General features: G+C 36.5%; 24 protein-coding genes and 1 other annotated feature. Of the genes, 6 read left to right on the top strand and 18 right to left on the bottom strand.

What is annotated here, in order from left to right; translation table 11 throughout:
* Nucleotides 1–67 precede the first annotated feature (67 nt).
* Both JP39_RS04155 and JP39_RS04150 read left to right on the top strand, forming a co-directional pair.
* Entirely contained in the window at nucleotides 68–679 is a 612-nt protein-coding gene (locus JP39_RS04155) for a histidine phosphatase family protein (protein ID WP_041500762.1), read from the top strand.
* 130 nt (nucleotides 680–809) lie between these two features.
* Nucleotides 810–1,808 carry a tRNA dihydrouridine synthase gene (locus JP39_RS04150; RefSeq protein ID WP_041500760.1) on the top strand — a complete coding sequence of 333 codons (999 nt, stop codon included), beginning with the start codon at nucleotides 810–812 and terminating at the stop codon, nucleotides 1,806–1,808.
* A gap of 51 nt (nucleotides 1,809–1,859) precedes the next feature.
* Here JP39_RS04150 and JP39_RS12560 read toward each other — a convergent pair whose 3' ends face one another.
* The 4 genes from JP39_RS12560 to asnS form a co-directional block, all read right to left on the bottom strand.
* Nucleotides 1,860–2,021, bottom strand: coding sequence for a hypothetical protein (locus JP39_RS12560; RefSeq protein WP_157492454.1), 162 nt, complete (start codon nucleotides 2,019–2,021; stop codon nucleotides 1,860–1,862).
* Nucleotides 2,002–2,562, bottom strand: a complete 561-nt coding sequence (locus JP39_RS04145; RefSeq protein WP_041500758.1) for a DUF1700 domain-containing protein — start codon at nucleotides 2,560–2,562, stop codon at nucleotides 2,002–2,004. The genes JP39_RS12560 and JP39_RS04145 overlap by 20 nt, the downstream gene beginning before the upstream one ends.
* Entirely contained in the window at nucleotides 2,555–2,872 is a 318-nt protein-coding gene (locus tag JP39_RS04140; RefSeq protein WP_041500756.1) for a PadR family transcriptional regulator, read from the bottom strand. Before JP39_RS04140 ends, JP39_RS04145 begins: the two co-directional genes overlap by 8 nt.
* 250 nt (nucleotides 2,873–3,122) lie before the next feature.
* Nucleotides 3,123–4,514, bottom strand: coding sequence for an asparagine--tRNA ligase (gene asnS / locus JP39_RS04135; RefSeq protein WP_041500754.1), 1,392 nt, complete (start codon nucleotides 4,512–4,514; stop codon nucleotides 3,123–3,125).
* Nucleotides 4,515–4,573: 59 nt separating this feature from the next.
* Nucleotides 4,574–4,806, bottom strand: a binding site (T-box leader).
* A gap of 87 nt (nucleotides 4,807–4,893) precedes the next feature.
* On the opposite strand from asnS, the gene JP39_RS04130 reads away from it, so the two are divergent.
* The 3 genes from JP39_RS04130 (at nucleotide 4,894) to JP39_RS04120 (ending at nucleotide 7,002) form a co-directional block, all read left to right on the top strand.
* The gene (locus JP39_RS04130) at nucleotides 4,894–5,610 is read left to right on the top strand and encodes an alpha/beta hydrolase (protein WP_041500751.1); all 717 of its coding nucleotides are present in this window, start codon (nucleotides 4,894–4,896) and stop codon (nucleotides 5,608–5,610) included.
* A gap of 83 nt (nucleotides 5,611–5,693) precedes the next feature.
* The gene (locus JP39_RS04125) at nucleotides 5,694–6,383 is read left to right on the top strand and encodes a hypothetical protein (protein WP_041500750.1); all 690 of its coding nucleotides are present in this window, start codon (nucleotides 5,694–5,696) and stop codon (nucleotides 6,381–6,383) included.
* 73 nt (nucleotides 6,384–6,456) lie between these two features.
* Complete coding sequence (locus JP39_RS04120) at nucleotides 6,457–7,002, top strand: P-loop NTPase fold protein (RefSeq protein WP_041500748.1); 546 nt, start codon at nucleotides 6,457–6,459, stop codon at nucleotides 7,000–7,002.
* 19 nt (nucleotides 7,003–7,021) lie between these two features.
* On the opposite strand, the gene JP39_RS04115 is transcribed toward JP39_RS04120, so the two are convergent.
* The 6 genes from JP39_RS04115 to JP39_RS04090 all read right to left on the bottom strand — a co-directional run bounded on the left by JP39_RS04115 (nucleotide 7,022) and on the right by JP39_RS04090 (nucleotide 14,672).
* Nucleotides 7,022–8,635, bottom strand: coding sequence for a collagen-binding domain-containing protein (locus JP39_RS04115; RefSeq protein WP_048698790.1), 1,614 nt, complete (start codon nucleotides 8,633–8,635; stop codon nucleotides 7,022–7,024).
* 138 nt (nucleotides 8,636–8,773) lie between these two features.
* Nucleotides 8,774–9,418 (bottom strand): nicotinate-nucleotide adenylyltransferase, encoded by a 645-nt coding sequence (locus JP39_RS04110; protein WP_041500746.1) that lies wholly within the window; start codon nucleotides 9,416–9,418, stop codon nucleotides 8,774–8,776.
* Nucleotides 9,419–9,637: 219 nt separating this feature from the next.
* A complete protein-coding gene (locus JP39_RS04105) occupies nucleotides 9,638–10,945 on the bottom strand; it encodes an HTH domain-containing protein (protein WP_082330640.1) in 1,308 nt (435 codons plus the stop codon).
* Between the two features lie 41 nt (nucleotides 10,946–10,986).
* Nucleotides 10,987–12,285: a PTS sugar transporter subunit IIC gene (locus JP39_RS04100; protein WP_048698788.1), complete on the bottom strand. Its 1,299-nt coding sequence runs from the start codon at nucleotides 12,283–12,285 to the stop codon at nucleotides 10,987–10,989.
* Entirely contained in the window at nucleotides 12,272–13,714 is a 1,443-nt protein-coding gene (locus JP39_RS04095) for a glycoside hydrolase family 1 protein (protein WP_041500743.1), read from the bottom strand. The genes JP39_RS04100 and JP39_RS04095 overlap by 14 nt, the downstream gene beginning before the upstream one ends.
* 271 nt (nucleotides 13,715–13,985) lie before the next feature.
* Nucleotides 13,986–14,672, bottom strand: a complete 687-nt coding sequence (locus tag JP39_RS04090; protein ID WP_137619774.1) for a transmembrane-type terpene cyclase — start codon at nucleotides 14,670–14,672, stop codon at nucleotides 13,986–13,988.
* 111 nt (nucleotides 14,673–14,783) lie between these two features.
* On the opposite strand from JP39_RS04090, the gene JP39_RS04085 reads away from it, so the two are divergent.
* On the top strand, nucleotides 14,784–15,284 hold the full coding sequence (locus JP39_RS04085; RefSeq protein WP_041500739.1) for a TetR/AcrR family transcriptional regulator: 501 nt from the start codon (nucleotides 14,784–14,786) through the stop codon (nucleotides 15,282–15,284).
* A gap of 152 nt (nucleotides 15,285–15,436) precedes the next feature.
* On the opposite strand, the gene JP39_RS04080 is transcribed toward JP39_RS04085, so the two are convergent.
* From JP39_RS04080 to JP39_RS04045, 8 genes are all read right to left on the bottom strand, one after another.
* On the bottom strand, nucleotides 15,437–16,612 hold the full coding sequence (locus JP39_RS04080; protein ID WP_041500738.1) for a MalY/PatB family protein: 1,176 nt from the start codon (nucleotides 16,610–16,612) through the stop codon (nucleotides 15,437–15,439).
* Entirely contained in the window at nucleotides 16,613–17,479 is an 867-nt protein-coding gene (locus tag JP39_RS04075; RefSeq protein ID WP_041500737.1) for a DUF3737 family protein, read from the bottom strand.
* A gap of 99 nt (nucleotides 17,480–17,578) precedes the next feature.
* Nucleotides 17,579–19,378: an ABC transporter ATP-binding protein gene (locus tag JP39_RS04070; protein WP_048698784.1), complete on the bottom strand. Its 1,800-nt coding sequence runs from the start codon at nucleotides 19,376–19,378 to the stop codon at nucleotides 17,579–17,581.
* A complete protein-coding gene (locus tag JP39_RS04065) occupies nucleotides 19,368–21,128 on the bottom strand; it encodes an ABC transporter ATP-binding protein (protein ID WP_041500736.1) in 1,761 nt (586 codons plus the stop codon). Before JP39_RS04065 ends, JP39_RS04070 begins: the two co-directional genes overlap by 11 nt.
* Before the next feature lie 216 nt (nucleotides 21,129–21,344).
* Nucleotides 21,345–22,448, bottom strand: coding sequence for a lactate oxidase (locus JP39_RS04060; protein WP_041500735.1), 1,104 nt, complete (start codon nucleotides 22,446–22,448; stop codon nucleotides 21,345–21,347).
* Nucleotides 22,449–23,139: 691 nt separating this feature from the next.
* Nucleotides 23,140–23,754: a TMEM175 family protein gene (locus tag JP39_RS04055; protein WP_041500733.1), complete on the bottom strand. Its 615-nt coding sequence runs from the start codon at nucleotides 23,752–23,754 to the stop codon at nucleotides 23,140–23,142.
* A gap of 12 nt (nucleotides 23,755–23,766) precedes the next feature.
* Nucleotides 23,767–24,933 carry a cation:proton antiporter gene (locus JP39_RS04050; RefSeq protein WP_053085038.1) on the bottom strand — a complete coding sequence of 389 codons (1,167 nt, stop codon included), beginning with the start codon at nucleotides 24,931–24,933 and terminating at the stop codon, nucleotides 23,767–23,769.
* Between the two features lie 94 nt (nucleotides 24,934–25,027).
* On the bottom strand, nucleotides 25,028–25,978 hold the full coding sequence (locus JP39_RS04045; RefSeq protein WP_041500731.1) for a zinc-binding alcohol dehydrogenase family protein: 951 nt from the start codon (nucleotides 25,976–25,978) through the stop codon (nucleotides 25,028–25,030).
* Nucleotides 25,979–26,033: the final 55 nt, after the last annotated feature.

The raw sequence follows: 26,033 nt of genomic DNA, 5'->3' as shown, positions 1-26,033 counted from the left end.
CTTTTTGGGTTTGCAATGTAAGCGGATTAATGGAATACTAAACTCATATATTTAAGGGGGGACAATTATGGTTGAATTATATATTGTCAGACACGGTGAAACTGACACCAATCATCAAGGAAAGATCAATGGTTTTGCGACTAATTTAGACTTAAATGAAACTGGTAGAAACCAAGTTAACTATTTGAAAGAACATCTCGATATCCACGATTTTGATGAAGTTTATTCAAGTCCTTTGAAACGTGCTGTTGAAACGGCTGAAATTTTAAATCAAAGCGTTCACGAAATTCAACTTGATAACCGCCTAGCTGAAATTAACTATGGCTCATGGGACGGACTTCCTGTTGATGAAGTGGTCGACAAGCATCCCGATGGCTTTGACGAAAATGGCTATATCACAGAAGACTACATCAAATACGCCAAAAACGGCGAATCATATCAAACAGTTTGGGCACGTGTTCAAGATTTTATTGATGATATGAAAAATAAAGGCGACGAGAAAATTATGATTGTTTGCCACGGTTTCGTTACTCGTTCATTCGTTAAATTGGTTACGAAAGCTCCAGATATTGAAGATATTGTTGAGCCTGACAATGCAAGTGTTACAAAGATCAAGATTTCAAATGCCAGTCACCGTCCTTATTTAGCTTATTATGGCCGACTAGAAAACATTAAATAAATAATTTTTAAAGATATCTCTATTACTGAGGTATCTTTTTTAATCTAATCATTAGATTCTACAGGCGTAAACTAGTAGTATATAAGGATACGAAAAAAACACTTTTAAACAAATAAAGAGGTAATCCAGTTTGACAGAATCAACATTTTGGCCAACAATTTCAGCCCAAGCAAAATCAGAACACCGTCCTTTTTTCACTATGGCACCAATGGAAGCTGTCAGTAATACAGTTTTCCGCCAAGTCATCACCCAGGCTTGTCCACCTGACACATTCTTCAGTGAATTCGTCTATGCAAAAAGTATCACTGATCCGAATACTAAATTTCCCGTTCATGGTCGACTTTATGTTGATTCACGCGAGAAAAAACGTCCAGTGGTTCAACTATGGGGCAACGAGGCAGAAGACTTTGAAAAGGCTGCGGTCTCATTGAAGGAACAAGGCTTTGAAGCTATCGACATCAATATGGGCTGTCCTGATGGGACTGTCATTAAAAATCATGGTGGCAGCGACTTAATTAGAAATCACCAATGGGCTCAAGAAGTGATTGCGGCTGCCAAAACTTCTGGTCTGGCTGTTAGTGCCAAAACTCGCCTTGGTTACAGTAAAGTTGAAGAATTCAAAGATTGGATTCCTTTCCTATTGGAACAACACGTTGACGTCTTAACTGTTCACTTACGTACTAAGATGGAAATGAGTAAAGTCCCTGCTCACCTTGAAGTAATTGATGACATGATTAAAATGCGTGATGAAATTGCACCAGAAACTTTGATTCAAATTAACGGTGATATTCCTGATTACCAAGCCGGTTTGAAACTGGCAAACGAACATCCCGGATTAGATGGCATCATGATTGGTCGTGGCGTCTTCGCTAATCCATTTGCTTTTGAAAAAGAACCAAAGAAACATTCATTGGATGAATTGCTGGATCTATTACAAATGCAGTTAAATCTCTTTGATGATTTTTCTAAGCATTACGACATGCCTCGTTTCCCTTCACTCAAGCGTTTCTTCAAGATTTATGCTCGCCCAGAATTGGGAGCAACTGATTTGAGAAATGCGATGATGGATACTAAATCTACTGACGATGTTAGAAAGATTTTGGCTGAGAAAGATAAATATTTGAAATAAAATAAAGGTTTCGTAAGTTTGAATTATACTTACGAAACCCTTTTTGCTATCCTAATTCCCTTTAATCGGAGCATACCAGCTACCACCGTGGTTAATTAAAGCACTGATATTAAAGTTCAAACTGAATAGTGTAGCTAACGCAAGTACAATCCCAACTATGATAAGAATTGTTCCCCAAAAAATAATTTTTGAATTAATTTTTAACAAGTCCATTTTTAATTCCCCTAACATTAAATTTTCTAAATAGATATTTATTAAAATTGAAAAGTTTCTGAGTTAAATACACAAAAAGCTGTTCTACCAATAATGAACCGCCTAAGAATAACAAGCAGATGCCAAGTTGGAACCCACCATATAGCAAACCTACTTTAACCATTACGACGAAACTACCAACCAGTGTCCAGCCACCAGCGATTAAAAAACTTACGGCAATGAGCAAAACTGCAAATAATAAAAGGACTGGTACTAAGTATGCTGCCAACAAAAGTGGTCCCCAAACTGGCAATGATCCAATCAACAACGCACTCTTCAAACGATCACTCGTCTGTGGTATTTCCACGTCATTGTCTGAAATAATTTCTACCAATACTTTTTTGACTCCACCAACTTTTTCAACTGCTTCAACTTCAGTAGCACCATTTTCAATTAAGTCATCCAAATATTCTGAATAATAATCGAGATAATCATCAGCATTCTTAACACCGAATTTTTGTAATTGCTTTTTTAATGTCTTTAAAAAATTTTGTTTATCCATCAATCTCTGCCCCTTTTATAAAACCAATAATTTTTTCAACTTGACCCCATTCGCCAACAAATTCAGCAATTTCTTGTCGGCCAACATCAGTTATTTGATAGTACTTTCGCACACGATTATTGTGAATTTTACTTTTAGTCGTAATCGCCTTTTTCGCTAGAAGTCGTTTTAAAATTGGATACAATGTTGACTCAGATACTTCAATCAACGGTGCCAAATCATTGATAATGGCATATCCATATGATTCCTTCCGTTCTAGCTCGGCTAATACGCAAATATCTAATAATCCTTTTTTTAATTGTGTATTCATTTTATACCTCGCTATACAAAGTATTATGTATTAGGATGTATTATTTGTCAATATAAAAAAATAGCTATCGAATATTTTAGGATTCGATAGCTATTTGATAATTATATATGGGCAGTGGCTCTAAAACGAGTTCCACCAGCCAATTTCTTCCGCTTTGCCTAACTTCCCAAATCATCCGCAAAGTTCAGCGGATAATTCGTGAAGTCATGCAAATGCTCGGAAATTCCCGGGCTTGTTCCACTCTCTGTCTCTAAAATTCAGCATTACCCGGTGTTCTAGGATAAGCAATGACATCTCTGATATTTTCCATACCTGTGATGTACATGATCAATCTTTCAAATCCAATACCGAAACCTGAGTGAACTGTACCACCGTACTTACGTAATTCTAAGTACCACTTGTAGTCATCTTCGTTCATATCAAGTTCAGCCATTCTTGCTTCTAGCTTATCAAGACGTTCCTCACGTTGTGAACCACCAATTAATTCACCAATTTCGGGAACTAATAAGTCGGCTGCAGCAACTGTCTTGCCATCTTCATTAGCACGCATGTAGAATGCCTTAAATTCCTTTGGATAGTCAGTAATAAATACTGGCTTCTTGTAAACTTGTTCTGATAAGTAACGTTCGTGTTCTGAATCTAAGTCAAGTCCCCAGTAAGGTTTAACTTCAAATTCAACATCGGTTGCTTTTTCCAAAATATCGATGGCATCAGTATAAGTTACGTGGGCAAATTCTTCTCCAGCTGTAGCTTTCAAACGGTCAATCAAAGTATTATCAACGTTTTCGTTCAAGAAGTCTAGTTCTTCTTTAGCATGATCCATAACGTAGTTGATAACATACTTCAACAACTCTTCTGAACAATCCATTTCATCTTGCAAGTCAGCGAAAGCCATTTCTGGTTCGATCATCCAGAATTCAGATGCGTGACGACCAGTATGTGAGTTTTCAGCTCTAAATGTAGGACCAAATGTATAAACGTTTCTGAATGCCATAGCAAATGGTTCAACTTCTAGTTGTCCACTAACTGTTAGGTTAGTTTCTTTTCTAAAGAAGTCTTCACTGTAATCAACTTTGCCATCGTCTGTCTTAGGTACGTTGTTCATGTCCAAAGTTGTTACTTCAAACATTTCACCGGCACCCTCGGCATCTGAACTGGTGATAATTGGTGTGTGAACGTATACGAAATCATGTTGTTGTAGGTATTCGTGGATAGCAAAAGCAGCTAGTGAACGGATACGGAATACTGAATAGAATGTGTTAGTTCTAGGACGCAAGTGGGCAATTGATCTCATAAATTCGTATGAGTGAGCCTTCTTTTGTAATGGATAATCGGCGTCAGAAGCACCTTCTTCAATAATTTCAGTAGCGTGAATTTCGAAAGGTTGTTGTGCCTTAGGAGTTAGTGCCAATTCACCGACAACTTTAATAGTTGTGCTGATTGGGAACTTAACAACTTCAGCGTAATTTTCCATATCGCTAGTCATAACAACTTGAACATTCTTAAAGAATGAACCGTCGTTTAATTCGATAAAGCCAACTCGCTTTGAACCTCTGATTGTACGAATCCAACCAGAAACAGTGATTTGGTCACCGTCAGCAAATTCTTTTTTGTATAAATCTTTAACTAAAACGTTTTGCATTGATTTCTCCTTATGTTCTCAGAATACTATAGACGAAAAAAAGATCCTCCATCCCCAATAAAAGGGACGAAAGATCTTTCCGCGGTACCACCCAAGTTTTTTATAAAAAAACACCTCAAAGTACATTAAATACTTGCCAATTATAACGTACTGGTTGACGTCTAAACCTACTCTCGAAATTTCAGCTAGAAGAACAAAGATGTTTTTCTTATATACCGACACGCCAAGCTCTCACTACCCTTGACTCCCTGTGGATAAAGTATATAGTACTCCTTCTTTTAATATCAAAAACATATTAATTTTCTTAAATGTATCATATCCTTATACAGCTTGTAAAGTACAATATTGATATAGATATTTTAAGATTGGGGTTTAATTTATGAAAAAATCAGTAAAATGGCTACTTGGCATTGTCATTACACTTGTCGCACTAGTCTTAATCATGCTTGCCGTGGTCAAAAATAAAGAGTATTCACCTTCTACAACTGCTAACTCTGCAGCCGAAAACAGCACGATTGTAGACAATACTATCAAATTTTCTGGTGACGACAGTAAGCCTAAAGTCATCTTTTACCCAGGTGCTTTAGTTGATCCCAAGAGTTACAGTATCTGGGCTAACAAGGTGGCACAAGCGGGGTACAGCGTTTATATCGTTCGTTTTCCTCTCGATTTAGCAGTCCTTAATGCCAATGCAGCATCCAAAGTACAGGGCAATTATGATTACATTATCGGTGGTCATTCTTTAGGTGGCACGATGGCTTGTCGTTATGCCAAAAATCATTCCCAAAAACTCAAAGGAGTCTTCCTTTTAGCAAGTTATCCTGAAAAAAAAGGTGATTTACATGAAATAAAAGTACCAATTATCTCACTAACTGGAACAAATGACGGAGTTTTAAACTATACCAATTATAAAAAGGCTAAAAAATTACTGCCAAATAATACTATTTATGAACAGATTTCTGGTGGTAATCATGGTGGTTTTGGTAGCTACGGCAAGCAGTCTGGCGATAATACCGCATCTATCAGCAACGCAAAACAACAAAATATTATAAGTACGTTATTAATAAATTGGTTAAATCACCGCATTAGTGAATAAACTAAAACGTTTTCATAAATTTCCACAAAAGCGCATACATTTTTGTTATACTGGGTCTAGTTGTTACATCTTTTGGGGGAAATATGACTATCTTAATTAATAAAAATATCAATTTATCTGCTGATTCAAAAACATTCATTGAACAATATATCAATTACGTACACGATGTTAACCCGAAGGATATTTATGAGGGTTTGAATAATAAACAAATATTGAAGAATAAATTTATCTTTCAAATATATCAACTTGAGAATCTTGACCTTGCTGACGTTGACTTGCATGTTACTAATAACACAGTTTACGTCTTAGCACGTTTCTGGAATTCCAAAATCATTAATATTGGGACAATTCCTCTGACTAAAGGTCTTAAAATGGCCTTAGCACAAGATTCGTACCCTACACTTTCAATTGCCGGTGGTAACTATAAAAAGGTTGTCACGGATGAATATGGCGAAGACAGCATCATTGATGACTTTGAACCATATCAATTAACATTGGCAGTTCATAAAGCTGAACCAATTGACAGTCGTGTTGAAAAAATTGACACAATTTATCACTATGCTTTTAAGAGTGAACAAAGTTTGGTGACAATTTCTAAGAATATGATGCGTTGTTTCGCAGTCTTTGGATTATTGTTAGGACTAGGGTTCATGTTCCTCGGATTTTTCCTAACTGGTTTGATGGTAATTATCGCCTTCTTCGGTGTTAATTCATACACATTATTATTGGCCGATACGCACATGCAAACACAACGTCAACGAGTCAATTCTTAATAACATCCCTTAGTGGATGTTATTTTTTTCCATTAGCTATATAATCAACTCAAAAATTAAATGAGATGATTATTTGAAATCTAGCTATGTTGTCGTTATTAGTGGTGTAACTGGCAGTGGCAAAACAACTTTAATCAATGCCCTAAATAAAAAATTAAATAGTTTCGTGATTCCTTTTGACGATTACAGTATTGATGCCCTTCCATCAGCGCCACCAATTGATACACCAGTAAAGGATGCAGTTAATCAATACGACATTAGTGCTTTAATGGCAGATTTGAAGAAAGTTAATAATCATTATCCATTTATCCTGATTGATTTTCCTTTCGGATATAAGAATAAAACTTTGAAGCCGTTTATTGATAAAGTAATTTATATTAAAACTCCACTGGATATTTGTTTGGCTCGTCAGATTATCCGCGACTATCAAGATAAATCAACCGATGAAATTATGTCATGGATGAGAACTTATCTCGACTTTGCTCGCCCTATCTTTGTCGATCATGAACAATTCGTTAGTAATGATGCGGATCTGGTAATGGATGGAACGCTATCATTGAATGAAAAATTGAATTTAGTTTTAAAAACTATTCCATCAAAAAAAGACCTTTTGCAGTGATTGCGAAAGGTCTTTATTTTTAATCAACATCCACTTTCTTCTTTTTACGTTTAAAACCAAACATTGCTAACAGTACTCCAAAAATCATACCCAAGAATCTGAATGTATCACGATTCGAGGTTTTTGGTAATGAGCTACTTGAGTCATTAGTATCGTTAGTAATCATTTCTCCAGCACTTTCCTTTGGCAATGGGGCATCTTGACTAGCCATACTTTCAACTACAGGCTCCATTAAAGGATCGTTCGGATTCGTACTCTCATCAACTTCTTCCAAGTATGGACTTTCCGCTGATGAATCAGTTTCTGGCGTTAAACCGGGATCTACTTCTGGTTCAGGGTCTGGAATTTCTAAGTCCGGTAGTTCTGGATCTGGTGTGTTTGGAACTTCTGGAATTACTTCTGGGTCGGGTGTTTCTGGTTCAGGTTCAGGCTGTGGTTCTGGCTCTGGCTCTGGTTCTGGCTCTGGTTCTGGTTCTGGCGGATTCGGGGTTTCCTCCTTTGCACTATCCTGTAAATCCCACCTATGACTTTCTCCACCAATTGTTACTTCCTTTGCAACAATGTTTCCGTCAAGATTTACACGTGTACTAATTTTTGCTTCTGGACTCAAAACGCTGCCTTGAAAAGGGCTATGTATTTCAATAAGTCCACTATATAACCCATCCTCTGATGTACTATCATAAAAATTCCAAAGTAAGTGACTATCATCAAAATGATCAGTCTCCTTATTTCCCCTCGTATCACCATTAGTGTATTTAAGCTGAATTTGTGATTTCACATCATAAGTATCTGCACCACCAGTATCAACATTAATAATAACGTTGGTACCATCTTTCTCATGACTCAATCCATCAATGACGAGTCGAGTATCCATAGATAAAACTTCTGGGGCTAGATTAATCACAATTTCATTTTTACCATTCGGCTTATAATCACTTAACATAATAGTTCTACTATTTCGATCACCTAAATCTGAGTTTCTTACTTCCGGATATGATGTCATTTCTGGAAACTTTTTCGATTGTTCATTTAAAAAAGCAAAAATACTATCGAAATCAAGATAGGTATCACTTCCCTTATCCTGAAATACATCCTCGACATGAATGTTCCCAACTTTATCTCCATTTATATGAACTTCGTTTGAAATATTCTCAAGTCGGACATTCTTACCAAATACAGCTTTATTGGTTCTACCTTCTTTTCTTGCGACAAAGGCCCCACCATTACATCCATTCACTGTCTGAATGTAAAAAATATCCTTATCAAGATTATTCTTCTCACTAACCTTCGTACCAAAACTATTGTCTTTACTATTTAATTCTTGAACCGCCAAATTTCCATTGACATGAGCATCTGTTGTGGCCTTTCTAGCGAAAACATGAAAGTATGCAGCATATCCTAGAAGATTATTTGTATCCTTTTTAAAATCATCTTCAACTGTCCCACCGCTCTTAAAGTCTTCACTGACCATTGTTGCAGTATCGATAGAAGCCTTTGCCGGAATTTCTTCAGCTGCAGCCAAAACCATTTCTGTATTGGACAAACTTGATACATGCGGTTTATAAACAACTGCAAAGGTCAACATACGCCCCAACGACAACCCGGTTGCAGTCATAATAATTCTTTTCCTCATAAAGCCAACCTCCCAATTTGTGACTTTTGTAACCTAATTCCATTTTATAAAGTTACTTGTAAGTTTGTCACTTTTAAACACAAGACAAATTCCGAAAGTACAAAAAAAGCCCGTCACATCAATTGCGACGAGCTGAAATTATTTTTTATAGATTCCTTTATCTTTGATATACCAAGCAACGTCATCAGGCACAAAGTACTTGAGCGATTTACCTTCACGAACACGCTGACGAATGACGGTCGAACTAATTTCAATTACTGGTGTATTGACCCACAAAACTGGATAGTCAGATTTCTTTTCAAAACCTTTACGACAGACACCAACGAAATGAACTTCTTTCACAAGCTCATCAATATGCGACCATTTTGGCAAATTTTCGACCATATCATAACCGACAATCAGGTAATATTCAGTGTTCGGATTACGCTTTTTTAAACGCTTGATGGTTTCATACGTATAACTGACGCCACCGAGGTCAATATCAGTCATATCAAGCTCAAAATGGGGATTATCTCTAATTCCATATTTGACCATGTTGATTCGATCATCGACGCTGACTTTGGGAATATAACGACTAATACCACGATGAGGCGGAATTTTGTCCGGAATAAATAAAATCTTATCGAGATCCAACTGTTCATAAACTTGTTCAGCAATCATCAAATGCCCATTGTGAATCGGATTGAAAGCACCACTGAGAATACCAACATGCTTCTTTTTAGCATTGGTCTGCAACTGTGGTTGGGCTCTAGTTTTAGTAATAACTGATGCTGCAGTATTCATAAATTCACCTGCTTTGAATAACTATTTTCAATTATTATTATAGCCTTTATTAAACCCTTTTGAATGGTGAAAGGCCCTATGATTCAATTTCTTGATATAACGCAATAAATTTAGCTACTTAAAATGAATCATGATTGAAGAATACCAGTAATTTGTAAATAGCAACTTACTAACATAAAAAGGAAACTCGAATTTTGTGTCATGATTTCGAGCTTCCTTTTATTTTTTCTGATAAATTGTTTGACTAATTACTTTAATAAAATCCGCTAAATTATTCGGATCAGCGAGCGTATGAATTTCAAAAAAACTAATCTCATTTAAGAGTTCCTTAGAGCGGATACGAAGCTGATCAGAGACAAAAAAGATATGCTCATGCAGTTGTATCAACTCATCTAATTTAAACATATTATTACAAATAATAATTGGAATTTGTGGCTGTAAAACAACCGCCAGTTGAGCCTGCAAATGATAGCCGACAACTAAATCGTTAGTATAAATAATGACTTTGGCTTTATTCTTAGTCTTAGTCAAAGTACTCTCATTAAGAAGATTTACAAATGGTCGATCAATCTCATAGATTGCAAACGGACATGGTTCTTTCAAAGCAGTGGTTATTTCTTGCACTGGAAAGTAAATATTGAGTCTCGCTTGTTCATGGTATTGAAAATTGGTCAAAGCTAGACAAGACATGATTGCATTTTCATCATTTTTATACTTTTCAAAAAAGGCTTGATAGTCCCCATGTAATTCCATGACATTATTCACCGGTGATAATCGTAAATATTCCCTGATAAACTGCTGTCTTTCAACCGGCATCGCATGCCAACCGAAGTTTTTTACATCATTTAAATTAGTCGATAGCAAGTAAAAAACCAAGGTAATATACGACTCAGTATCTGGCAACCAAACTCCAGTTAGCCGATAATAACCATCAACTATTTGTTTTAATAGCCGTTTTAATTGTGCTTCACTGACCTGATTGTTAAAAATCAATTTCAAATATGAATTATCAATTCGCCGATTAATCCGTGGCAACGATAATTGTGCTAATGCAAAGTCCAACCAAAGCTGATTTCCAATCAAAATAATTCCTTGATTATTCCCTTGAACCCTGACGTGCCAAGGACGGCAGACCGTCTTCAACTTTTTAAGCGTTCGATTGATCAACGAAACTGAGATGTGTAGCGTATCTTCTAAATCTTGAATCGTACATTGTTCATCTTTAGTATATAAATACCAAAAGATTAAGAATGGCCAATCTTTTGCTAATGCTAAATGATCATCACCGAATTCCTCAGAAGCAACTACCTTCACCAATCTTGCAGAGTCTTCAACAAAATAAGCACGCTTTTCTTTATCATAAATAACTAATTGACTCGAAAAATTAGCATTAATACTTCGAATATCATTCGTAATTGTTCTTGATGAAACATTAAACTTTTCGGCCAATTGCTGACTTGATAAATACTTAGCTTCTTGATTAAAAGCTGTTAAAATTTGTCGCTGACGATTCAGCACTACCATCATCCCTCACAGCGACACGTCATCAGTCAAACCACCGTGTCACACTATTCTTGATTACCTTGTTCTTGCGCTAAGGCCTGATTATCTGCAATTCTAGCAAATGGTAAATAAATAATTGATGTCACAATTATCATCACAATTTGAAGTATAACAAACGCAGGACCTGATTGTAAAAAGCCATTGATCAATACTGGTGTTTGTTCTGGCAATGCCAACCCAATAATTGGTTTCACCCAGCCAACTAACGTTGCTAAGTATGAGACGCCAAAACTTACTAAAGGAGCAACTACAAATGGGATAAACATAATTGGGTTTAAAACAATCGGCATACCAAAAATAATTGGTTCATCGGTATTAAAAATTACGGCTGGTAAAGAAATTCGACCGAGTGTCTTGAATTGTTTAGATTTAGCAAAGAAGGCCAAGAAAATACATAAGCCGAGTGCACAACCGGTACCACCAATCTTACTTGTCATGTAAAAGAACCGCCATGTAATAATGTTTGGGATGGCGCGTCCCGCGTGGTAAGCTGCTAAATTTTGAAAATCTAGTGTGTATAAAATTGGCATAACAATCGAATTAATTGCCATTGAATGAATACCAAAGAAGAAAAATAGACTATTTAATAACACGACTAATAATATTGCCCATGGAGATGTCCCAATTTTGACCAAAGGAACTTGAAGTAAGGTATAAATTGCACTATTTAGATCACCATAAGTTGTAAAACTAAATGCAAACCGTACTAGGGTCATCAATGTAGCAATCAAAATAACTGGAATTAATGACTTGAACGACTCACCAATCGTTGATGGCACACTATCAGGCATTTTAATCGTCCAATTAGCTTTAATAATACGGCTATAAAGTTCACCAACAATAATTGAAACAATCAGTGCTAAGAACAACCCTTTAACCCCAATGTTATCAAACGGAATGAATGGAGTTGCTACGCCTTTAATGTTAATCATCTTGAGTGGCGCTAAGATGAAAATACTCATAACTGATAAAATTGCAGGAATAACATTATCAACATGCTTACTCTTACAATAACTACGCGTTGTGAAATAGGCAACGATAATCGCTAAACTATTCATGGTAAATTGGTATGGCAAATTGAAGTAACTCGTTAAATGATTTGCTGCCAACCAATTGACAAATGGCGCATAGGGAAAGTTAACAATAATGCTAAATAATGAGCCAAGAATTAAGAACGGTAATGAAGAAATCATCCCTTCTTTGATTGCAGTCAAAATGACACTCTGACTCATTTTCCCCGCAATTGGTTCAACCCATTTTTGCATTGCCGCCTGAAACTTGGACATCCAACTATTTGATTCCATCTTCTCCAACCTCCTCAGTATTTGCTTTAATGACACTTTGATACCAATAAAAACTAGCTTTCTTAATTCGTTTTAGTTGTTTTAAATCATCATTATCACGATCGACATAAATCAAGCCATATCGTTTATTCATACCACTATGGCCACTAATCACATCCATAAGTGTCCAAACGCAATACCCCAACACCGGAATACCACTACTAATGACTTCGTGAACTGCTTTAATATGATCATGTAAGTATGAAATTCGTTTTAAATCTGACACCGTCGTGACGCCATCATGCTTTTCCAAACTTTCTTCATTGCTAAAACCATTTTCGGTAATCAGAATAGGCAATTCATAGTCATGATAAAGCCGTTGTAACGCAATTCTTAATCCGACGCTATCAATCGTCCATCCCCACTTAGTTGTCGGTAATGTACGATTCTTAGTCTTGGCGTAAATGCCATATTCTTTGTTTGGCACTGGTAGCCCTTCGGTTTTTCCAAACTTTTGTTGCGCACTCAAAGACGATACATCATCAGTTGAATAATAGTTAATCCCAATAAAATCTGGTCGATTTTCCTTTAAAAGCTCCAAATCAGTCGTTGGAAAATCTGGAAAAATACCGCGATCAACTAAATATTTTTTGAATATCGGGTTATAGTGTCCTCGACACTGTAAATCCAATATATAATTTTGTGTCAAAGTTGCTAAATCATCAGCCGCTAACACATCTTCGGGTTGATCTGTTGCCGGATAATAAGCTTGGTAAGAAAGTGCTGGACCAATTTTGGCATTTGGTAATAGCTGGTGGCACTTGGCAATCACACGTGCAGACGCCACACACATATTATGATTAGCAACATAAGCCTCCTGCTTGTGATCGCTAAAGTCAGCCTTTCCATCGCCAATACCAAGTCTCTCGGGCATTTTGACCACGTGATCTTGTTCATTAATCGTAATCCAATACGTAACTTCGTCACCTAATTCCTTAAAAAGATAAGTGGCGTAATTCTCATAATCTTGAATACTCTTTCTGGAAAGCCAGCCACCATACTGTTTAACCAATTGTGTTGGATAGTCAAAATGATAAATTGTAACGATTGGCTCAATGCCATTCTGTTTTAACTCGTGAATAACATTTTTATAAAACTCAATTCCTGCCAAATTAGGCTTGCCGTTACCTGTGGGAAAAACTCTAGTCCAAGAAATAGATAATCGAAATGCCTTTAATCCTAATTCCTTCATCAATCGGATATCATCATGATAACGATGATAGAAATCAACGCCATCATCAAAACTAGTCGTATTATCTTCCTTACGCGTTTGATCAATTACAGATGGACCCTGACCATCCTTTTTCCAATTGCCTTCTGCCTGAAACGAAGAAATTGCAGCTCCCCATAAAAAATCTTTTGGAAATTCCGATAGCGTTTTTAATTCCATGTGAACATCTCCCAATCAATTTATGAATCAATTATGTTGCAGGAATCACTTCTCAACAATATCTGCTTTTTCTAGTACATCAGGAAAAAGATGACATTAAAAAAAAACCACTAATCAAAACTGGCCGAATGCACCACTGAGAATACCAACATGCTTCTTCTTAGCATTGGTCTGCAACTGTGGTTGGACTTTAGTTTTAGTAATAACTGATGCTGCAGTACTCATAAATTCACCTGCTTTGAATAACTATTTTCAATTATTACAGCCTTTATTAGATTCTTTTGAGAGGTGAAAGTTTCTGTGATTTAATTTCTTGATATATCACAATCATATACCACGTGTCACAGACAAAGGTTAACCCAACAATTACACCGATAAAACCCGTTGGATCAGACATAGTCTGTAATAACCCAACAGTCATTGGTGTTCCAACCCACTTGAAAAATGCAATTATAAATGACTGACCAGCTATCGGATTGCTAACTTTTTTTCGACTATAAAACTGAGATACGAATAAAATGCTCATAACTAAATTTTGAACCAACGCAATAAATTTAGCTACTTCAAATGAATCATGATGAAAAATTGTCATTGAGTCAAAGAAACTCGGCCCTGATAACATGATTCCAAACGACGCTATTATTCCCATTGCAAATATCATATAAAATATATTATGATTAATTCCAAATCTTTGCTGAAAGTCTTTTGATCCATACAATAACGTTCCAATGACGATCAGGACATCAAGAACCATCCAGACGGCGTTAATAATATTCAAAATAACTGAAGATGCCGGCGGATAAATTACTGAGTAAGTAATTTCCCACGCAAAGTTCAAACAAAGTGCTGCTAAAGGCATTCCTGGCATCTTATCTTTAAAAGTACGATAAACGATGGCAAGGTAAGTTGTTTTCCAAGCAACGCCACTAGCCAATGGTGCAAATGTAGTAAAATTCATAATCATACCGCTCCTCAATGTGATAATGGTACTGAGTATGAATTAACGATAGACAACCTTCAATTAATGTGTGACAATTGTACATCATTTTGTCACAAAAGGAGTTTTATTTTGAATCTTGAAAAAAACACTAGATTATTCAATTGCTTAGCACAACTACATCGAAATAAGCAATTGGACGAAATCTCAATATCTGAGCTCACCGATAAAGCTAACGTTTCAAGGATGTATTTTTATCGAAACTTCACTAGTTATAAAGATATAATTGATCAGCATATCGAAGAATTATTAAATCACTTCTCAAGAATTGTCACCAAACGACAAGATTTTTCGATTGAATCTACCACGATACTTTTCTTTGAAACTCTCCAATTTGATGCAGAATCACTGAGTATTTTCCTAAATAATGGTGAAACGTCTTGGATCGAGCACGATTTTGAAATTGGTTTAACAAAGCTAATTGATCAAGGCATCGTTCATGGTTTAAACGACAAATATTGGCGCGCATTTACTGCAGGAGGACTCAGCCGCGTGATTACAGTCTGGCTTTTATCGGAAAACTTGGATTCACCTAAAATAATGGGAAAAAGAATCTCTAAAATTGTAATCTAAAGGGGCTGTGACATAACTATTTTTGTCTTGAATATGCAGCATAAACGTGCAACAAAACATAGCTTTTTCCGCTTAAAACAAAGAAGACTAGCAATCCAAAATCGGATTACTAGTCTTCTTTGCCTTAATGCTCGAAAGCTGACCATATTTTGTCACACTCTCTTCTGATAATTATGAATTGATTTATCTAATCTATCTAAACCATCTTGAATCATTTCAGTTGGACTAGCAATATTCATCCGAATGAAGTGTTGACCATCCCCACCATAAACTGAACCAGGCGTTACAATCAAGCCACTATCTTGGCGGACAAACCTCGATAATTTATTGGCATCTTCAGTAATATCAGCAACGTCAAACCACAATAGGTATGTTGCCCCACCTTCAACCCACTTAACTTCAGGAATATTTTTTTCGATGAAATCTAAAACTAATTTTCGATTAGCACGTAATTTATCTTTTAAAGCCTGAAGCCATGCGTGACCTTGAGTATAGGCTGCAATCGTTCCTGGAATGGCAACAAAATTTGGTTCGGCCAATTCTTCACTGTTCAAACCACGACTGACTTGTCCACGAAGATTTTCATTCGGAACAATAACAGTTGCCGCGTGCATTGCTGCAACATTGAAAGTTTTACTTGGTGATACTGCGACGACAACATTATCCAAATACTTGGCATCTAAACCAAAGATCGGATTATAACCCGTGTCATTCAAAGTTAAATCACCATGAATCTCATCACTGAATAACTTCACATCATACTTAGCACACAAGCTAGCAATCCGAGTTAATTCGTCCACACTCCAAATTTTTCCAACTGGATTATGAGGATTGCAGAGAATCATCATATTCGTTAGTGGATTGCTCAACTTCTTTTCCAAATCAGCAAAATCAATCGCATATTGATGAGTTTCTTTATCATAAACTAAGTCGCTTGAAACAACATGACGACCACTGTTAACGATTGAGTTATAAAAAATGTTATAAACCGGTGCCTGCACTAAAACGTTGTCCCCAAGCGAAGTCAAACGACGAACCGCTGACGAAAGTGCTGGCACTACTCCAGTTGCGAAAATCATCCAGTCTTCCTTAGGACGAACATTGCGCTCTGTTTCATACCAATCGGCTACGGCCTGGAAATATTCTGCAGGAACCTCTTCATATCCGAATAATCCCATAGCAATTTTTTCTTGCAAAGCTGCAATGATTTCTGGTGCCGTTTTAAAGTCCATATCGGCAATTGTCATTGGCAATTCGTTGGCTTTAACATCCCACTTGGCAGAATTTCCAGCACGTTTTTTGTTCAAGGTTTCGAAATCATATGTCATTTAGGCACCTCTTTGTGAAAGATTGACCCTAACTTGAATATCAGTTTTGCTTGGATCAATTTCAGGGTCATCAAAGATAATTTTTCCAACTGATTCTGCCTTGATAACACCATTAATAGGATTCTTGATACTCATCACATTAGTTGTGATATCGGCATCAATATTTGAGCAATATTCAAATGCTAAGTCAGTCCGCAAGACTTTACAGTTAACCATCTTCAAGCCATCGATATAACAAAGGCCTTGGTCACTTTCAATCGTACAGTTAATCAATGTTAAATTCTTGGTATTCCAAGCTAAATATTCACCACTGATTTTTGAATCATAAACAGTCACATTCTCACAATTCCAAAAGGCATCTTTGGAAACGAAAGTTGAGTTGTGAACTTCGATATTTTTGGCACCGTCAAACACATAATTTCCCACAACATTCAAATTATCGGCAGTGATGTTTTCGCTATCTTTACCAAAGTAATTACCATTAGCTTGAACATCTTTCATATCAATATTCTTACAAGTCCAAAGTGTTTCCTCAGCATCGGAGAAATGAACATTTTCTAACTTGATATCAGAAGCACGACGGAACAATTTTGGTGCTTGTAAAGCTGAATTTTTAATTTCAATATCGTGTGTGTACCAAATACCTGAACGTGACATTGTTTCAAAAATACTATTATTAACCTTGATATGTTTTGAATACCACAATGGATATTTCCAAGTAAAAGTAACATCATCCAAATCTAAATCATGTGTTTCTTTCAGTGGAGATTCGCCTTTACCAAAAGTGGTATCAATTAATGTTTCATCATGTTGTTTAAATAATGGCCGTTCGCCATCAAAATAACTTTCTTTTATTTGTTTTTTCATAAAATACTTCCCAATTTATTTATTCTTTCAAGAGTTATTTTACTCACGAACCACAAATATGTTAAATACTTATCCAGAATGTCTAACCATGCCTAAAAGTTATATTTGCGTTGCATCAGCCGACTGCAAGGCATATAGCTCTGCATAATGACCGCCTTTAGCCAATAATTCTTCATGTGTACCATGTTCAATAATCTGCCCATGATTCAAAACTAGGATTTGATCAGCATCTTGAACGGTTGATAATCGGTGGGCAATCGCAATCGTCGTCCGATCATCACGCATCTTCGACATCCCTACGGTAATACTTTGCTCAGTCTGAGGATCAATGTTGGCAGTTGCCTCGTCCAAAATCAAAATCTTAGGATTACGGACAATCGTTCTAGCAAAAGAAATCAATTGACGTTGGCCTGTGGAAAAACTAGCCCCCCGTTCACTAACTTTTGCATGATACTTTCCTGGTAAATTCTGAATAAAATCATCAGCATCAACAAATTTACCGGCTTGTTCAATTTGTTCATCAGTAATCTTGTCATCAAACATTCGAATATTCTTAGCAATATCACCATAGAAAAGATAAGGTTCTTGAATAACTAGCCCCATCTTTTTACGTAATTCTTGGGTTGAATAATCACGAATATCATGATCATCAATCAAAATCTGTCCCTCACCAAATTCGTAAAAGCGCAGCATAATATTAATAATCGAACTCTTACCACTACCGGTATGACCAACAAAGGCAACTGTCTGACCAGGTTGTACAACGAATGAAACATCCTTTAAAACTGGCACTCCAGGTTCATAGGCAAAAGTAACATGTTTGAATTCAATCTTACCTTCAGTAATCGTTGCTAAACTAGACTCATTTTGTTGTGGAGCCGTCTCTTGATTATCGAACAAGTGTAACAATCGATATCCGGCAATCATTCCGTCTTGGAAAAATGACAAGAAATTCATTACATCTGAAAGTGGATTGAAGAAATTCTCTTGGTATGACAAGAAGGCGTAAATTACACCGGCCTGTACCAAGACGTGCGTACTTTCTATTCCAAATCCACTCAACGAAACTACTTCTGCTAATGCAAACATCAAACTAATCGTTGGGTAAAGTAACAACGCATTGATATTGATCATCTTATTTCGCATCAAGAAATAAGCGCCATTACGATTCTCAAATTCATTAGTCATTCGTTTTTGTTGACCGAATTGTTGGATGATACTAATACCCATTAACGATTCGTTCAATTTAGTATTAATCTGACTCAAATACTCACGTAAATTTTGATAAATCTTGGAGCTTAATCTTTGATACAACCAAACCAAGAAATACAAAGCTAAAACAAATAATGCTGTTGCTAAAGCTAAATATAGATTAACTGAAACCATAGCGATAAAGGCTGAAATCATTGAAAAAGCCGCCACAATAATCCATAAAAAGAGATACCAGAAATCAAATAAAGTTTTTGTATCATTAGTGACTCGTGAAACAATTGACCCCGCTGGAGTTTTATCAAAATAACTCAAGCTCAGTGTGTGAATTTTAGCAAAAATATCACTGCGGATTTTTTCCAAAGTTCGTTCGGCTCCCATTGAAAAGAAGAAGATCTGAACAAATTGCGTAATAGCTTTTAAAACAGTTGCTATTGCATAAACTGCCGCGAAAACTAAAATCATTTGCATGTTAGTACTCATATTAGTCAAATAATGATCCATAAAGTACTGCAACATTCGTGGTAACAAAACATTGATAACACTCAACAAAAGTGCAAAGAAAATTGAAATTCCAAATTGAAATTTGAAATACTTAGCAAAGCCAAAGAGTTGTTTCATTATCGTTCGACGTTCTTTGCCACTCAATGCATGGATTCTTGCCAAAGTGTCCTTAACATCATTCTTCATGATCTAGCCTCCCCTCAATTTCAGTATTTTTCGTTTGTAAATTAAAGATTTGCGCATACCATCCAGGTTGACTCAAGAGCTCTTGATGTGTACCTTGCTCAACGATAGTTCCACCATCAACGACAATAATTTCATCAGCATTTTCAACAGAGCTTAGTCGACTAGCAGCAATAATTGTCGTCCCATTTTGGCGTTCTTTGGCAATTTGTATTTCAATATTACGTTCAGTTTTTGAATCAACTGCGGACAATGAATCATCTAAAATCAATAATTTGGGATCACTCAACATTGCTCGTGCAATTGCTAAACGTTGTTTCTGACCACCAGAGAGGGAAACTCCTAATTCACCAACTTGCGTATCGTAACCATCTGGCATCTGTTGAATATCACTGTCTAAATCAGCAATAAAACTAGCTTTTTGAACATCTGACTGCGAAGCTGTAATATTTGCAAACCGAACATTATCACGAATATTAGTTGAAAATAAGAAGTTAGTCTGCGGAACATAACCAATGATATCGAGATAACTGTTAATCTCATATTTGCGGATATCAATATTACCAACTTTAATATCTCCATCATAGTGATCAAAGTCACGCATCAAGAGACCAATAATAGTTGATTTACCACCACCAGTTGGACCAACAATTCCGAGTGTTTTTCCAACTCCTAATTTGAAGTTAACATCATGCAAAGCAATCGCATTATCATCAGGATAGTGGAATCGCTTAATTTCAAAATCGATTTCTCCACCAGGAACCGTCGTTAAAGCATTCGTAGCTTTGACCAATGATGATTTTTCGGATAACAAATCCATAATTCGATCATAACTAGCTGAGCCACGTTCCAATAAATTGAACAGACTGCCGACCGCATACATTGGCCAAGCCAAATTAGCCATATAAGAAATAAATGAAACTAATTGCCCAATCGTAATATTTTTATGAAGGACATTCATCCCTCCAAGAATAATAATTACCATATAAGAAATACCCATGATAATGGTTGTTAGTGGATCAAACATTGCGTCAAGTCGATATGTCTTTTTATTAGCTTTAATATTTTTATGAACATATTCATTAAAGTCAGCAACGTCTTCTTTTTCTTCACCTAATGACTTTAAGACCTTAATGCCCACGACACTCTCTTGCGTTTTATTATTAATGCTTGAAAATGCAGCCTGTGAATCCTTAAAGGCATTATGAATTTTGGTACCTAGGATTCGTGCCATTACTCCTAATAGCAACAAAGGCGATGCTGCCATCAAAGTCATCTTCCAATCAATCAAAAATCCCATTGCCAAGATCATTGAAGATCCAGTAATAATCGAGTCGGCTAAAGTCAGAATACCTGGACCGGCGACTGACCTAACCGCATCAATATCGTTAGTCGCATGTGCCATTAAATCACCGGTTCGCCATTTTTGATAAAAAGTCGAATCCATCTTCATAAAGTGGCGGAAAAGTCGACTACGTAACTCACGTTCCAAAACAAAGGAACTGCCATAAATCATCTTTTGCCAAAGAAAGCGCAATAAATATTGTAAAATTGCCACAACAAACAAAATGACCATATTAATGGTCAAATATTTCAGCGTTAAGTTTTTTCTACTGACACTATCTACAACATTACCAACGATTCGTGGTGGTACAACGTTGCAAAGAGCAACCAATAGTAAAGCAATGACCCCGACTAAATATTGTTTCCATTGTCTTTTAAAAAACCAACCTAATCTTGTAAAAATCCCCATAAATCTCACCACCTCAAAAATGTGCTTAGCTAATACTTTACTACTTCTTATTAAAAAAGTGGTTGTTAACACGTACTTATATTAAACTTTTTTAATCTAATTAGAAAGAAAAGACGATTTTCTCAGTTTTGAACTGAAAAATCGTCTTTTTTTCGTATTTCATTTGCTTAATACACATGCTGCTAGTTGATAACCTACTACAAATATTTCACAAAGTTAGCCAATCAACTTAGTATTTTTAACATCATTAATTGTCTTAGTACCTGCAAGTTGCATAGTGATTGAAAGTTCCATGTTCAAGTGTTCGATAACATCTGTAACACCTTGAGCACCACCCAAGTTCAATCCATAAATAATTGGACGACCTAAAGCAACTAGATCAGCACCACTAGCCAATGCCTTGAATACATGTTCACCACGACGAACACCACTATCAAAGACGATTGGTACTCGCTTGTTAACTACTTCAGCGATATATGGAAGCATATCGAATGAAGCTGGTCCACCATCTAGTTGACGGCCACCATGGTTAGAAATCCAGATACCATCGGCACCGAATTCAATTGCTAATGCAGCATCATCTGGTGATTGAATACCTTTAACAAAGACTGGGAGTCCTGACATATCTTTAATCTTTTGGATATCTGTTGGTACGATACCTTGTTTAGCAGAAGCATAAATTTCGCCAATACCTTTACCCTCACCGTCACCAGCTGAATATCCAGCCAAGTTTGGCATTGGTAGTGGGAATTGGAACTTGTTGATGGCATCGGCTTCACGATAACCGCCGAGTGTTGAATCAACTGTCATAATAATAGCCTTAGCACCAGCTTTAACAGCCTTCTTGATCAAGAATTCGTTGAACTTGTCATCTTTACTCATATACAATTGGAAAAACATTGGTGCATCTGGAGCAGCGGCAGCAGCATCCTCAACTGATGTACTTGCGTATGTACTGATTGAGTAGATTGAACCAGCAGCAGCGACACCCTTAGCTGTATCAGTTTCACCCTTTGCGTGAGCCAAACCATGAGCAGCTGATGGAGCTTGAATAATAGGAGATTTCAAATCGATACCAAATATTTGAGTACTCAAGTCAGCGTGATCAATACCTTGAATAACACGTGGCATAATTTGTTTCTTATTGAAAGCTTCTGTATTTTGTTTCTTAGTCCATTCATCTTCAGCACCTTCGCTAATATAACCGAAAGCACCTTTTTCATTACTCATGTGATCTTTAACTCTAGCCTCAAGACTAGCTAAATTTATAATATCAATATGGTTCTCGGCAGTACTTGCTTCATACTTTTTATTACTCATCGGAATCCCATCCTTTATTTTGTAATTTATTAACAGGATTAGTTTAACCTACAATTGTAAATTATGCTGAGATTTGTTCCAAAAATATCAATTTGTTTTTTAATAATCATGAAATAATTTATTTTATATAAATGTCGTCTCCGGCTGGCAGAATTTTCACCTGCACTGGGACCGGTGTGAGCCAAGGTCTCACGCCTCGATTTTGAGCCGAAAATCGTGTCTCAAAAGTCGTCCTGTAATATAAGGACTTGCGTCCTTATATTACTTTCACTGCTGGTGAAATTCTACCAACCGGAGACTAGTGTATTCGTTATTTCGAATAATCTAATATTTCTACAATGAGATTAATAATAAAAAATTGAATACTTGTGCATTCGATTTATAACGGTTAACTAGTCGGAAGAGCTGGAAATATTTGTGTGCCGTGGTAGTTCAAGACCGAACTTTGGCTCGGACTGGTTCGCACAGCTTGTGAATATTTTCCAGCCCTGGAGACGGTATATTTAACTAGCACTTACACGTAAAAAAAGTGAGGCTGTGACATAACTATTTTCAACTTAAACATGCGGCATAAACGTGCAACAAAACATAGCTTTTTCCGCTTAAAACAAATACCTCCAGCAATCCAAAATCGGATTACTGGAGGTATTTGCCTTAATGCTCGAAAGCTGATCATGTTTTGTTACACTCTCTACTTTTGACCTAATGCGTTGCTTAAATGTAAATAAGCCATAAAGTGGAACCCTATTCCTAACAATAAAAACACAGCACCTAATGGCACCCAAAATAATGATGCAACGACTGCTAAAATATATAACACCATACTCATTAATGGATCAAAGTGACTTTTTCTAAAATTAGCTTTCCTCATTCTTTCAGACATTAGCTCTGGATGCTCTTTAATATACTCATACAAAAGTTGAAACGTTCCCGAAATAAACAGGGCTATTACAGCATATGATATGAATGACACTCTGATATCCCCATTATTTCCACGACTCAAGGTTTCTGCAACCAGTGCCATCGGATAATTTATCAGCGTAATACTGAATAACATCAACAAATTGATTAAATTTAATTTTCGATCAATTGCTTTTAACGCTTGGAAATAATCGTGATGAAATAACCAGAGTGTTCCCACGTAAAAATATGAAACGATATATGCCACCAATATTGGCCACTGTTGAATCATTGCTGACAATAAATGGCCAGTTTGAAACTTTGGTACGGTAAATTCCAAAACCAAAATAGTAATTAAAATGGCAAAAACTCCGTCACTAAATGCCAGTAAACGATCTTTCGTCAAAAAATCCCCTCTTTAATTAAGATCAAATGTTTGATTCGTAACTATTTTATTAAACAACGTTGGACAAACTAAACAGGTAATTATCGCTGCCAATGTGATTGCCCCTGATTGAGCTGTTGAAATCAACTTCAAATTTTGACCGACTTGTAAAATTGGCAAAACCAGAGTGATGGTAGTTGAAGTAACAATTGTCGCAGCGATGGCATAACGGTCGCCAAAGCGTTTGCGATAAACGAAGTAAACAATCGCTTTTGACAATAAGAATGCCACTAAGAAGATTGGAATCAATAATAACGCGTCTTTATTGGTAAAGAGTTTACGTAAATTCAAGTTGACCCCGGTCGTGATGAAAAATACTGGAATGAAAAATCCATATCCCATGGAACTCAATTTTTGCTCAGTATCTTCCTTAGGCTTCAGTAATTTCATAACTGCACCAGCCAAGAAAGCTCCTAAAATACTTTCAGCACCAATCTGCTCGGCAAATGTTACCAAAGTAAAAATCAGGAAGAATGCTAAACGAATGTCCAATTGGGTTGTCGATTTATCAATTTTATCAAAGAACACGTAAACCCGATTGAATCGATGCAATAGGAAAATTGCTATCAAGAAAATGACTGGCAACCCTAAAACCGAAATGTAATGTTGTTGTTGCACAGCTGAATAAATCGTCAACGCTACCAAAGGAATGAACTCCCCAAAGGCCGACGTTAACAAGATTGTCTGTCCATAATTAGTATTGAGTATATTTGCCTCTTTCAATAAAGAGATGATTACTCCTAAAGCAATCGTACTGAATAAAATTACGGCCAAAATGAACTGACTGAAAATTCCCGTCTTATACAAAATGGCGCTCAAAATAATCGACATAATAAATATCGAAGCGAATCCACCAAAGGCTGTTCCTAATGGCGAATAAATAGTTTTATCTTTCTGTGGCTCCAAAAGTGAGAAATCAATTTCCATCCCACCTAAAAAGATCAACATAATAACACCCAAATTGGCGATATATTGCAAACTTTGACCCGGCTGAACAATATTTAACCCCGTTTTTCCGATAATTATTCCCATGATAATTTCAGAAATTGAGGTTGGCATTCTCGTCAAATGAAATCTGGCGGTGATTAATGGCGTTGCCAAAGCTGCAAATAAAACAATTAATAATGCAAATTTCTCCATATCTATACCCTCTTATTAAATTGCTACTTTAGCATTCTACCAGAAGTAGAAAATGAAAAAATCCAAAATCTGATAAATATTTTCACCGATTTTCTTAATTTATAACAACGACCTTGCCTAAATTGTGCCCACTTTCCAAATATTCATGAGCTTCTCTAACTTGATTCAGCTGGTAAACCTTTGTTGGAGCGACATCAACGTGATACTTGCTGATATAATCGAGCAATTCATTAAGTTTCTCACTATTAACTTCCCCAGAATATAACGAAGTTAAATAAGCGCCTTCATGAATATCAGTAATAGGATCGAAACCATCCATATACCACTGACCACCGAGTTCTCCTGTATTGCAGACAATTCCTTGTGGTTTTACGTGATTGAAAGTATCCTTCAAAGTCTTGGGACCCACCAGTTCCAACACTTTGTCGTAATTTTTAGCTGTCTGCAATTCACCATCTTGATCAACAATCGCAAAGTCATAACCAGCATCCAACAAGACTTGCTCTTTTGATTGTTTGCGAGCAGAACCGGTCACCCTCATCTCTGGATACTTGGATTTAATCAGATTTAATGCCGCAATTCCAACGCCACTGGCACCAGAGCGAATCAAGACAGAATCATCGGCTTGTAAATTCAAAGTTTTCAATGAACCAAATGCTGTGTAGAAAGTCTCGGGAACGGCTGCTAAATCAGTCCAATTTAACTTTGTTTGGACAGGATAAATTTGTTCATTTGGCAATAAAACATATTCAGCGTATGAGCCGTCAAAAGCACGACCCATTTCACCCATGATTGAAATTATCTTTTGACCATTTTGCAATTTATCAGAAGTACTTTCGGCCACAATTCCGACGCATTCGATTCCTAAAATACGTGGAAACTTCACACTAGGGGATTCGCCATCACGTGTAAAAATTTCGGAATGATTGATACCAAATCCTTTAATCTGCACGAGTGACCACCCTGGTTTAACTGTAGGCGTCGGAACATCCTTATATTCCAAAACCTCTGGCCCACCAGCTCTTTCAACAACAACTGCTTTCATATGCTTATCCTCCAAAATATCAATTACGACAATTATAATCTAGGCATAAAAAAAA

The organism is Companilactobacillus heilongjiangensis (assembly GCF_000831645.3).
Classification (GTDB): domain Bacteria; phylum Bacillota; class Bacilli; order Lactobacillales; family Lactobacillaceae; genus Companilactobacillus; species Companilactobacillus heilongjiangensis.
Note: the sequence above shows the minus strand (reverse complement) of the source record. Positions and strands in the feature narration are given on the sequence as shown.